The organism is Bacteroides sp. AM23-12, assembly GCF_003434395.1.
Classification (GTDB): domain Bacteria; phylum Bacteroidota; class Bacteroidia; order Bacteroidales; family Bacteroidaceae; genus Bacteroides; species Bacteroides thetaiotaomicron.
In genome coordinates this window covers 41125-53195 of record NZ_QTLF01000020.1, presented here as the reverse complement: position 1 = coordinate 53195, position 12071 = coordinate 41125, and the positions used below count along the sequence as shown (strand labels likewise).

Below are 12071 nucleotides of genomic sequence, written 5' to 3'. Positions count from 1 at the left end.
ACGATATGAAAATCAGAACATTTATAGACCGACCTATTCTGGCAGGAGTTATTTCGGTTGTTTTCTTAATTATCGGATTGATAGGACTTTCACAGTTACCTGTTGAGCAATTCCCGGAAATCGCGCCTCCTACCGTCAGTGTTTCGGCCAACTATACCGGGGCCAATGCGGAGACAGTGCAGAAAAGTGTAGTCGTACCGTTGGAGGAAGCACTCAATGGAGTGGAGAATATGATGTACATGACTTCCACAGCTTCCAATACAGGGGCGGCAAAAATTACAGTTTATTTCCGGCAAGGAACCGACCCCGATATGGCAACAGTCAATGTGCAGAATCGTATTGCTACAGCCCAGGGCTTATTGCCGGCCGAAGTGACCCGAAGCGGTATCACTGTCCGCAAACGTCAGACGAGTAACATTAAGGCATTGGCACTATATAGTCCCGACAGTTCTTTTGACGAAAGTTTTCTGAATAATTACCTGAAGATTAACATAGAGCCCCGTCTTTCACGTATTGCCGGTGTGGGTGAAGTGAATGTGATGGGGGCTGACTACTCGCTGCGTATCTGGCTCGATCCCGGAAAAATGGCCAAATATGGTTTGGTGCCATCTGATGTGACTAAGATTTTGGATGAACAGAATCTGGAAGCTCCTACAGGGACACTCGGAGCAGAGTCAAAGAATACTTTTCAGTATGTACTGAAATATCGTGGTCGTTATGAAGAAGAGAAAGATTACGGGAATCTGGTCATCCGTTCTTTGGGAGGAGGAGAAGTACTCCGTCTGAAAGATGTGGCCCGTATTGAATTGGGTTCCAGTTCTTATACATATATCGGAGAAGTGAACGGGCATCCCGGTTCCAACTGTATGATTGCACAGACTTCCGGCTCGAATGCCAACGAGATCATTGAAGAAATAGACAAGGTAACGGCAGATATATCAAAGAGCTTGCCTGAAGGAATGGAACTGGTGGATCTGATGAGTTCGAAAGAATTCCTGGATGCATCTATTAAGAATGTTGTCAAAACATTGATTGAAGCTATATTGCTGGTAGTACTTGTGGTATATGTATTTTTGCAGAGTCTGCGGTCTACCTTTATCCCGGCTATTTCTATTATTATTTCTCTGGTCGGAACATTTGCTTTTCTTTATGTCGCGGGTTTCAGTCTCAATATGCTGACTCTGTTTGCATTGGTACTGGTCATCGGGACAGTGGTAGATGATGCCATAGTCGTGGTCGAAGCGGTGCAGGCCAAGTTTGATGAAGGATACAAATCGGCTTATCAGGCAACTATTGATGCAATGGGTGGCATTACTTCGGCACTGGTTACAACTACCTTTGTTTTTATGGCAGTATTTATTCCTGTATGCTTTATGGGAGGAACTACCGGAACTTTCTATACTCAGTTCGGATTGACCATGGCAGTTGCCGTTGCAATTTCGCTGGTCAATGCCCTGACCCTGAGCCCTGCTCTCTGCGCATTGATTATGACTCCCCATATGGAGGCTGTTAAAGGAGAAAAACTCAGTTTTTCTTCCCGCTTCCACATGGCGTTTGATAGTGCGTTCCATCGACTGGTACTGAAATATAAGAGTGGTGTGTTTTTTATGTTGAAACGTAAATGGCTGGCTGGCGCATTATTATTGGTGGCCTGTGCCGGACTATTCATTCTTATGAAAACCACAAAGACCGGACTTGTACCTCAGGAGGATATGGGGACTATCTTTATAGATGTGCGGACATCACCCGGAAATAGTCTGGAAGAAACCAGAATCGTCATGGACGACATAGATAAGCGGATCAATGATATCCCGCAAATCAGAATGTTTTCGAAAGTGACGGGCAATGGTATGATTAGTGGCCAGGGGGCTTCTAACGGTATGTTTATCATCCGATTGAAACCGTGGGATGAACGCAAGGAAAGAGAAGAGGGGATCAATGCGGTTATTAATGAGATATACCGTCGTACAGACGATATTTCTTCTGCGCAAGTGATGGCTTTTGCATCACCGATGATCCCCGGATATGGTGTGAGCAGTGGTTTCGAAATTTATGTGCAGGACCAGAAAGGCGGTTCGGTGGAAGATTTGCTGAAATATACCCGTCAGATGATTGAGGCGCTGAATGCGCGACCGGAAATCGGACGTGCTTCCACTTCGTTTGACACTAAATACCCGCAATATCTGGTGGAAGTGGATGCGGCTCTTTGTAAACGGAATGGGGTGTCTCCCTCGGATGTGTTGAGCACCTTGTCGGGTTATATCGGCGGTAATTATGCATCGAATATGAATCGTTTCTCCAAACTTTATCGTGTGATGGTGCAGGCTTCGCCGGAATTTCGTCTGGATACGGAAGCGCTGAATAATATGTTTGTCCGCAACTCCGACGGAAAAATGTCACCTGTCAGCCAGTATCTGACACTGACACGGGTATATGGCGCCGAATCATTGACACGTTTCAATCTTTTCTCTGCTATATCCGTCAATGGTGCTCCGGCGGAAGGTTATAGTTCAGGACAGGCTATTGAGGTGGTACGCGAAGTGGCAGAACAGACATTGCCTGCAGGTTATGGTTTTGAATTCGGAGGTATGTCGCGCGAAGAATCTTCTACGGGAAATACCACTACGCTGGTTTTTATTATCTGCGTAGTGTTTATCTACCTCATTCTGTGTGCACTTTATGAAAGTCTGTTTATCCCGATTGCGGTGATTCTTTCCGTACCATTCGGTCTGGCAGGTAGTTTCCTTTTTGCTAAGATGTTCGGTCTGGAGAACAATATTTATTTGCAGACAGGTCTGATCATGTTGATTGGTCTGTTATCGAAGACAGCTATCTTGCTCACGGAATACGCTTCCGAACGCCGACGACAGGGAATGAGCATAATGCAGGCAGCTATATCGGCTGCACAGGTTCGCCTGCGTCCTATCCTGATGACATCGCTTACGATGATATTCGGTATGCTACCGATGATGTTCGCATCGGGGGTAGGAGCTAACGGAAATATATCTATCGGAGTAGGAACTGTGGGTGGAATGCTGATTGGTACGGTCGCCCTGTTATTTATTGTACCTATGCTGTTTATTGTTTTCCAGTACTTGCAGGAAAAGCTGATGCCGGCACGTAAGCTGCCAAAACTGGAAGAGGAAAATCTTTAATTAATGAAACGTATGAAAAAGATAATAATATGTTTATTCCTGTCCGTTGGATTGAGTGGATGTCATATATACCGGGCTTATGAACGTCCGGATGAAGTGGTTGCCGATAGTCTTTATCGTCAGTCTGTTGCTGCCGAGGACACCGTTTCGCTTGCTTCCCTTTCATGGAAGGAGTTGTTTACCGACCCGCAGTTGCAGCAGCTTATTGACATTGGTATCCGGAATAATACCGACTTGAATATCGCCCGCTTGAGAGTGGAAGAAGCAGAAGCATTACTACTTTCTTCTAAGTTGGCTTATCTGCCCTCTGTCTCCCTTACTCCACAAGGGACAATGAGCAGTGCGGGTGGTACAAAAACTTCCAAAACCTATAATTTGGCAGCTTCGGCTGACTGGGAACTGGATATTTTTGGAAAACTGACCAATGCAAAACGGGGTGCTAAAGCTGTTCTTGAACAGAGTGAAGCCTATCGGCAGGCTGTACAGACACAGTTGGTAGCTACTATTGCCAATAGTTACTATACATTACTGATGCTCGATAAACAGTTGGATATTACCCATCGCACTGCCGAAACATGGGACGAAAACTTGCGTGCAATGAAGGCCCTGAAAAAAGCCGGACAAACGACTGAGATGGCTGTCGCCCAAACGGAAGCAACCAAACTCTCGACAGATGCTTCCGTACTTTCTATTGAACAGCAGATCAGTGAGCTGGAAAACTCTCTTTCCGCATTGCTCGGTATGACATCACAAACAGTCAAACGTTCCACTCTCGATAGCCAGGAGTTTCCCGAATCTCTTTCAACCGGAGTACCGTTGCAGTTGCTGCAACGCCGTCCTGATATTCGTCAGAAGGAAGCAGAACTGGCTGCCGCGTTTTATGCAACCAATCAGGCGCGTTCCGCTTTCTATCCATCCATTACGTTGAGTGGCTCTGCAGGATGGACGAACTCTGCAGGTGGTGTTATTGTTAATCCCGGTCAGTGGTTGCTTTCAGCTGTAGGTTCGCTGGTTCAACCGCTTTTCAATCGTGGACAGAATATCGCTAATTTGAAAATAACGAAAGCCCGACAGGAAGAAGCTCTGCTTACCTTCCGCCAGAGTCTGCTTGATGCCGGAGCGGAGGTGAATGATGCTTTGGTGCAGTGGCAGACGGCGCGGGGGCGTCTTAGACTTTCCAAGCAACAAGTTGCCTCCCTTCAGTCTGCTGTCCGTAGTTCCGAACTGTTGATGCGGCATAGCTCGCAAAACTATCTCGAAGTGCTTACTGCGCGGCAGACTCTTTTGCAGGCAGAATTGTCTGTTGCTTCCAATCGTTTTGACGAGATACAAGGAGTCATTAACCTTTACCATGCATTGGGAGGAGGTGCTTCTTTATAGGTCTAATGCTAAAAAATGTGATAATTTAGTAGACGTGGAGCAAAAAAAGAGGAAGAATGTAATTTTTAATACCCAAAAATACTATATTTGTATAGCCGTTGAAAGGTGCGTTCATTGAGACTAAATATCGAAAAGCGTTCAGCTTTTTTACGTAGTAACGAAACTACCAATTTCTTTTACCCTTTGGGTGAATATTACAACACGTAAAAATGACTGAACGCCTACGCTTGTTATACATATACTTTGCGTGGGCGTTCTTCTCATTTGTGTTGTAGGGATTGGTAGTTCCTGTTGCTACATTTGGGAAGAAAAGGCTCACGTTTTTTTATATCTATTCTTGACATAACATTCAAAACATATGAAAAGATCTTCATTTTGGGTTTTATCGTAAAAGTGCGTTGCTTTTTTAACGAGTTAGTTTTCCTTTTTATTAATTAAAAAAAAGACTACTATGGATAAGAAAATCGTAGGTGCCAACGCAGGCAAAGTATGGCACGCCCTTAATGAGGCTGATGGAATTTCGATTCCCGAACTTGCCCGGAAAGTAAACCTGAGTGTGGAAAGTACGGCTCTGGCAGTCGGTTGGCTGGCTCGTGAAAATAAGGTAGTGATTGAACGAAAGAATGGATTAATTGAAATTTATAATGAAGGTCATTTTGACTTTTCTTTCGGATAAGTATAATGAATATAATGCTGGTTAGGTTATATAATGAAAGAAGCTCTCGATAAAAAACTGAATTCAGTGATATTGAAAGCTTCTTTTTATTATATACCTTGTGTAAAAATGTCTTGTTGAAGAGTAACTGTAATGGAGTGTTCACCCTTCCCTGTTATGATAATTACCTTATTTCTTTGTCAGAAACTTCTTGCTCAACCACTTTCTTACAGGCTCGTCATACAGTTTCAGGCAAAGGTAAGCCAACACAATGCTTCCGAAGAAGACACATAAGGCTACCGGCCATGACTGGGAGAAAGTGATATGTGGCTCTTTGCTCCATAGCCAGGCATAGAACAGATACATGAAAGGATAATGTATGATATATACCGGATAAGATATATCTCCCAGGAATTTACAGATCTTGGCTGTACCTTTGTCCGTCGTTTTTCCCGAAGCACCCAGATAGACAAGTAGCGGGAAAATAAGAATGGTGCATATAGCATCGTAAATACCGTTCATCCACTGCGAAGTATGACCGCCAACGTACGGCATGGAAAGTAAAACGAGAGTTGCTACGCTGCATATCCAGAAAGCACCTTTGATATGGACAGGTTTAAAGATGCGTGACATCAATAATCCGATAGAGAATGCGAACAGCATACGTAGAAAACCTCCGATCAGGTTATAGTCGATCATCGACCAGCCTACTCCTAAATGATAGTTGCCGGAAAGATTGAATATCGAGAAGGAAGCCAATCCGATTCCTGCTATCACAACGAGTATCGTAAGTGCTTTGGTAGACAGTCGGCGAATAAATAGGGCATACAAAATATTACCGATATACTCGAAGAACAAAGACCAGCTGGGACCATTCAAAGGGTACATCTCGCCGTTTCCACGGACCTCGGGACCCGTGCCCGGAACAGCCGGAATCAGGAAAAGATTGAGAAGCATAGCCACCATTACCATTGATATGGAAACACGGGTACCGTCCCATTGCTCGCAGCCTTGTATGCAAAATGTGATAGCCCCCAAAACGGCTCCCATAACAACCATCGGATGCAGACGGATTAACCTGCGTTTGAAAAACTCTTTTTGGATCATCGTTGTTTTCCAGCGGTCATCATAAGCATAGCCGATAACGAATCCCGACAGAATAAAGAAGAAATCGACAGCCAGATACCCATGATTGAATTTTTGGTCTATGGGACTTGTAGCAAAACCTTCGAATACATGATACCATATCACTAAAAGAGCCGCAACCCCTCGCAGTCCGTCAAGGAGTACGTAATGGGGTTTAGAGTCTGCAAATGCAGAGGAAGAGATTTTTTGCATGTTTTAAGTTATTGTTCAAATTAGTATTAGTCATTGAAGAAGCCGCAAAAATACGGAATTTATAAGTTTAAAAATTTGTCCTGCATCAAAATCTTGCCGTGTATGGGAATTATTTGTATGCTCTGAGGCGGCTGAGTGTTGATAGTGTGATGCCCAGATAAGAGGCGATATATCCCAATTGTATCCGCTGGCACATTTGAGGAAACTGAAGTTTGAATGCTTCATATCTTTCTTTTGCAGACAGGGTGAGGCGGTCTTTGTGCGAACGGTGCAGGCGTCTGTATTCGTTTTGATGAATCACTCTTCCCCAGTTTGCCAGTTCGATATTGGTCTGAAACAGCCGGAGCAGATCGGTTAGTGATATTCTGTATGCGACGACGTCCTCAAGCGTTTCCACAAACTCTTCACTCATCTTATTATAATACAATTCATCCATGCTGAAGACAATCGCTCCTTCGCACGCAAAGGAAGTCGTTATTTCCTCTCCGTTTACCAGCCAGAAAGAGCGGGTCATTCCTTCTTCAATAAAATAAGCCGATTTGCAAAATTTGTCAGCCTCTATCAGTTGATGTCTCTTTGGAAAATGACATAATACTGTATTTTCTTTTAGTATTTGTATCGTTTCATCCGAAATGGGATACAAAGAGTTCATCTTATCTATAATGTTTCTCATAAAGTAGCCTTAATAATTTTCTGTCAAGTGCAAAAATAGGAAAAACAATTCTGCCTACAATAGATGCTGGTGAAAAAGGGGGTGTTTTATCGGTTCGCTCACTAAGGAGGAGAGAAACCGGAGAGTGGGAACTGCTGCTGAAAGACAAAGAAGGTACATTTCATTCTTTGGTGAAATGTACCTTCTTTGATATCGGGAAGAGGCTAAACACATGAGTATAGCCAGCTTATTCCGGAAACGGTATACATCAATTGACGTTGCTTACCTTGGATTCTGCTGTATATTCGGATTGGCATCTATCTCGCTTTGTGGAATAGGCAGAGCTATTCTCAGGTCGGTAGCTTCTATCTTTTGTGCGTTAGACGCTTTCAAAGTCTCAAGATGCCAGCTGCCCTTGCGTTCAATAGCCAGACCATTGCGTAAGTAGTCATAGAAGACTTCCCCTTCTCCAACCAGTTCCTTGCGGCGCTCTTTAAGAATCCTGTCCAGAGTAAAAGTCTCCGTTGATACTTGCTGACTGGTATCCGTGGTACGGCGGCTGATGATGTCATTCAGATAACCTTGTGCTTCTTCAAGATCCGTTCCTTTTTTCAGTCCTGCTTCAGCCGCGTTCAGATAGACTTCGGAAAGGCGGATGATGCAAATGTTATTAGTTTTGGGATCATCTCCGGTCTTGCCGGGGAACTTGGCAAGATAGACTTTCTCGTGCATGGCGGCAGCCGGAAGTCCGGTGTTGTTTTCGATGACAGATTCCTTTGTCAGGCAGTGGCGTACATCCTTGGGGTCTTCATTCAGCAGGTTCAGGAAATCTTCCGACAAGATCAGATTATTCCAGTCGACCGTTGCTTCGTTGGCATAAACCATCGGAGCACCCTCACCGCCCGTACCTCCTGAAGGTTCGGATAAAGTGATGTAAAGTTCGAATAATGATTCTGACTGGAAATCCTGCCCCCATACATTGGGATATTCCTCATAGCTGTAAAGCTGATAACGTCCGCCGTTGTTTTTGATGACGTCCGTAGCGGCATCATAAGCCTTCTGATATTCACCCATATTCAGATAGACTCTTGACAGTAATGCCTGAGCTGCCCAGTAGTTTATATAGCCATTGGATGTCTCTTGTCTCAATCCGGACAGTGCATTGCTCATGTCGCTGACTACCTGTTCGTAGCATTGTGCTACAGTGCTGCGTGACGGTTTATGTGTGGGATCGGAAGGGGAGGTCTCGATGGGTACTCCCAATGAAGCCCCCTTGTCATTCGTATAAGGCATTCCGAACAACCGGGTCAGGTTGAAGAGGGAAAGTCCCCGCATCACCAGTGCTTCGGACTTGATGCGGTTCAATTCTTTAGTATCACTGCTTTGAATACTGCCCGACTCTATTTTCTGTATCAGATTATTTGTCTGTCGTATTACTTTATAAACAGTATTCCACGGCAGTACAATATTCAGATTATCGGAAGCGAGCACATTGTATTCGTAATAGGGAGATACACGTTTTCCGTCTCCTTTGGTGATACGTGCCTGTACATCGGTGGCACGGCAATCGCCGTAATACCAATAGTTGTCTCCGTAGTAGCTATGGCCGGATGCCAGACGATAAATTCCGTTCAGAGCGATCTGGGCATCGTCCAGTGTTACGATGGCCTGTCCGGTTTCTACCGAGCTGGTGGTGTTAAGGTCTAGCCAGTCTGCCGAGCAGGAGCTGTTCAGTAGAGCCATTGCTGTAAGTATGTATATATGAATTCGTTTCATTATGTTGTTTATTTAGTTAGAATGATAGGGATGTTAGAATGATAATTGAGCTCCGAAACTGAAAGTACGCATGGCGGGAGCCTCACAAAAGACTTCACCGTTAACGGGTGTTTCGGGGTCATACTGTTTCCATTTGGCCCAGGTCAGCAGATTATTTCCCGAGAAATATACCCGTACTTTGTCAATCATCAGCTTTTGAGTCCACTGGTTGGGCAGTGTGAAGCCGAGGGTAAAGTTTTTCAGGCGTAAATGATCGGTACTGTGGATATAGCGGGACGAGTTGGTGGAAGTAGCCGGTTCACCATATACGAAACGTGGGGTATCCGTCTGATCTCCGGGCTTTTGCCAACGGTTCATCATGTATGCGGGCAAGTTGTATCGTGAACTGTAGATGGAACTGCTGCCGTTTTCAATATAAGTTCCCAGTTTGTCGAATGAGTAACCGCCCAGTGAATAAGTTAGTGTAAAGGTCAGGTCTATCCATTTGTAATTCAGGATATTGGTGAATCCTCCTGATACTTTGGGAGTAGCGGTTTTGTACGGAATAGATTCTGCTTTGGCAGCGTCGGTGGTGAGTTCCCGATTGTAGCTTCCGTCTTCATTTTTTGTATTCAGATAATATTGGGCAGAACCGGTCAGCGGGTCTACTCCGGCAAACTCTTTTACATAAAACGTATGATAGGGGAGTCCCACTTTATGGATGAACCATGTTCCCTCAATCGTCTGGTCTAATAGTCCGTTGAGTGAAACGATCTTATTCCGGTTATGGCTCAGGTTGAAAACACTGGTCCAGTTAAAGTCGTTGGAAACAACATTCAGCGTACGCAATTCAAACTCTACTCCCTTGTTGTTCAGGCGTCCGATGTTGCTTAAATAACTGGTAAATCCGGTAGTGGCGCTGATGGGGAGACTGTAAAGCAAGTCTTTGGTATCCCGGTTGTAATATTCCAGACTCGCAAAAATACGATTGATAAATGAAAGATCGATGCCCAGATTCAGGCTGTAATTCTTTTCCCATGTCAACAGATCATTGGGTTGTGCCGATTCATACGATCCGGCTGCCTCCATGTAGTTTTCTCCATAACTGTACAATCCTTTGTAGCCGTAGTATGAACCGGGCTGATTTCCGTTTACACCATACGAGGCACGTATTTTGACATCACTCAGAACTGGCTTTACGGCTTTCATGAAATTCTCGTTGCCTAAATGCCACATACCTGACACAGACCAGAAATTTCCCCAGCGGTTGTTGGGTGAAAGGCGTGAACTTCCGTCGCGACGGTAACTTCCGGCGATGTAGTAACGGTCGTCATAGTCATAATTCAGTCGTGATAGATAAGAAATCATCCGATAGGCTTGGGTGGCAGACTTAAAACTGTTCAATACGGCGGCATTATCCGGTTCTGTCAGTTTATCACTGGGGAGTTTGGACTTTTCACCCGAAGCGTGGTCTGTCTGGTAGCTTTCTATTTCATAAGCCGCCAATACATCGAGATGATGTTTGCGGGCGAAAGTACGCACATAGTTCAGTGAGGTCGATGAGATCAGTTTGCCGTATTCAATGAAGCCTTTGGCTGTCTGGGCGTCGCTTCCGCTTTTAGGACCTGCCGAGCTCAGAGGGTTATAGTAGCGTGAATCCTTCTGGATAGTATAATCATAGCTTAATGTCTCTTTTAGTTTGAGACCTTTGATCGGCTCTATCGCTGCGTAACCGGTTGAAAACATACGTGTCATGCGCACACGGTTGTAATCGGTGAGTATGTCGCGCAACGGGTTCAAGCTGGTGCCGTCATAAGCTCCTACGTAGTTTCCTTCTTCATCACGCACCACCATGGAAGGGGTCATGGTCATGGCTACGCACAAGAAAGGGTTGATGGATGATCCGCGTTCCTCATTCATTTCCTGATTCATTTGCGAGAACATCATATTTGCTCCTACTTCCCCGTATTTGCCGACTTTCTGCGTCATGTTCAAGCGCGCAGAGTAACGGTCCAGGCTGGAGTTTTTGGCCAATCCTTCTTGATTGTTGTAGCCGAGCGAAGCATAGAATGTAGAACGGTCGTTACCGCCGGAGACGGAAGCTTCATAACTCTGATGCATAGCGGTGCGGAGCAGCTCTTTTCGCCAGTCCGTGTATCCCATGGCCGGCTTATATGCATATGTGCCGATATTGGAATTGGCATATTCATTCGGAGACTCCATACCGTTGTCTATTGCGTAATTCAGCAATCCTTCATAGAGCAGTTCTTTCCGTTGGTCACCGTTGAGGGTAGGGCGGAAGTCGACGGCCGCATGAGAGAAGCCGCCTGATACGTTCAAGTCCACGCGTACCTTTCCGGTATTTCCTTTTTTAGTCGTGATTAATATGACGCCATTGGCGGCGCGGGAACCATACAGGGAAGCCGCTGCCGCATCTTTGATTACAGTCACGTTTTCAATATCCGACGGATTCAGTGTACTCATTATATTGGTCTTGGAGTTGTTCATATATGCTGCATCAGGACCACCGGAACTCATACTCCCGGAAGTAACCGGTACTCCATCAATGACAAACAAATGTTCCTGTGAAGCGTTGAACGATCCCATTCCTCTGATGCGAATACTTTGGTTGGCACCCGGTTGACCGGAACTGCTGGTTATTTGTACACCGGTAGTCATACCTTGCAACTTTTGCTCAACGCTCATCACGGGTACTTCTTTCAGCATGTCTGTACGCAGCGTATTGGCCGATCCTGTGAACGAGGATTTGGAGAAATTACCATATCCTGTTACTACTACTTCGTCAATATCCATCGTTTCGGGGATCAGTACTATTTTGAGTTCTTTCTCTCTGCGGGGGACGCGTATTTCCTGTGTCTTCATTCCCACATAAGATACGACCAGCATCTTGGTTCCGGTTTCCACGGACAACTGAAACTGACCGTTGATATCGGTAATCACTCCTTTGGTGGGATTCCCCTTTACACTGACGGTGGCACCGATAAGTGGTTCATTATCCTCTGATGATATAACAACACCGGATATGTTCAGTTGCTGAGCGGATGCATATGAAATACTCAACAAACAAAACAGTAAGCTAAAACATAATGTTAACCTTTGATTAATCTTCATACTT

Annotated in this window: 7 protein-coding genes; 3 read left to right on the top strand and 4 right to left on the bottom strand. The window is 45.0% G+C overall.

The window, feature by feature from the left end; all coding sequences use genetic code 11:
* Positions 1-5: 5 nt before the first annotated feature.
* The 3 genes from DW640_RS15850 (at position 6) to DW640_RS15840 (ending at position 5211) form a co-directional block, all read left to right on the top strand.
* Positions 6-3155, top strand: coding sequence for an efflux RND transporter permease subunit (locus DW640_RS15850; protein WP_117578670.1), 3150 nt, complete (start codon positions 6-8; stop codon positions 3153-3155).
* 12 nt (positions 3156-3167) lie between these two features.
* On the top strand, positions 3168-4535 hold the full coding sequence (locus DW640_RS15845) for an efflux transporter outer membrane subunit (protein WP_016268775.1): 1368 nt from the start codon (positions 3168-3170) through the stop codon (positions 4533-4535).
* Positions 4536-4986: 451 nt separating this feature from the next.
* Positions 4987-5211, top strand: a complete 225-nt coding sequence (locus DW640_RS15840) for a winged helix-turn-helix domain-containing protein (RefSeq protein ID WP_008763800.1) — start codon at positions 4987-4989, stop codon at positions 5209-5211.
* Between the two features lie 168 nt (positions 5212-5379).
* Here the strand turns inward: DW640_RS15840 and DW640_RS15835 are convergent, their stop codons facing one another.
* The 4 genes from DW640_RS15835 to DW640_RS15820 form a co-directional block, all read right to left on the bottom strand.
* The gene (locus DW640_RS15835; RefSeq protein WP_117578668.1) at positions 5380-6528 is read right to left on the bottom strand and encodes an acyltransferase; all 1149 of its coding nucleotides are present in this window, start codon (positions 6526-6528) and stop codon (positions 5380-5382) included.
* A gap of 109 nt (positions 6529-6637) precedes the next feature.
* Complete coding sequence (locus tag DW640_RS15830; RefSeq protein ID WP_008763802.1) at positions 6638-7201, bottom strand: Crp/Fnr family transcriptional regulator; 564 nt, start codon at positions 7199-7201, stop codon at positions 6638-6640.
* A gap of 261 nt (positions 7202-7462) precedes the next feature.
* Complete coding sequence (locus DW640_RS15825; protein WP_074859634.1) at positions 7463-8956, bottom strand: RagB/SusD family nutrient uptake outer membrane protein; 1494 nt, start codon at positions 8954-8956, stop codon at positions 7463-7465.
* A 33-nt stretch (positions 8957-8989) separates the two neighbouring features.
* Positions 8990-12067, bottom strand: a complete 3078-nt coding sequence (locus DW640_RS15820) for a TonB-dependent receptor (RefSeq protein WP_117578666.1) — start codon at positions 12065-12067, stop codon at positions 8990-8992.
* Positions 12068-12071: the final 4 nt, after the last annotated feature.

What these genes read in the sequence shown, in the direction of transcription:
- DW640_RS15845 (WP_016268775.1), top strand. Translation starts at nt 3,168, where the DNA reads ATGAAAAAGATAATAATATGTTTATTCCTGTCCGTTGGATTGAGTGGA.
- DW640_RS15850 (WP_117578670.1), top strand. Translation starts at nt 6, where the DNA reads ATGAAAATCAGAACATTTATAGACCGACCTATTCTGGCAGGAGTTATT.
- DW640_RS15820 (WP_117578666.1), bottom strand. Translation starts at nt 12,067, where the DNA reads ATGAAGATTAATCAAAGGTTAACATTATGTTTTAGCTTACTGTTTTGT.
- DW640_RS15835 (WP_117578668.1), bottom strand. Translation starts at nt 6,528, where the DNA reads ATGCAAAAAATCTCTTCCTCTGCATTTGCAGACTCTAAACCCCATTAC.
- DW640_RS15830 (WP_008763802.1), bottom strand. Translation starts at nt 7,201, where the DNA reads ATGAGAAACATTATAGATAAGATGAACTCTTTGTATCCCATTTCGGAT.
- DW640_RS15825 (WP_074859634.1), bottom strand. Translation starts at nt 8,956, where the DNA reads ATGAAACGAATTCATATATACATACTTACAGCAATGGCTCTACTGAAC.
- DW640_RS15840 (WP_008763800.1), top strand. Translation starts at nt 4,987, where the DNA reads ATGGATAAGAAAATCGTAGGTGCCAACGCAGGCAAAGTATGGCACGCC.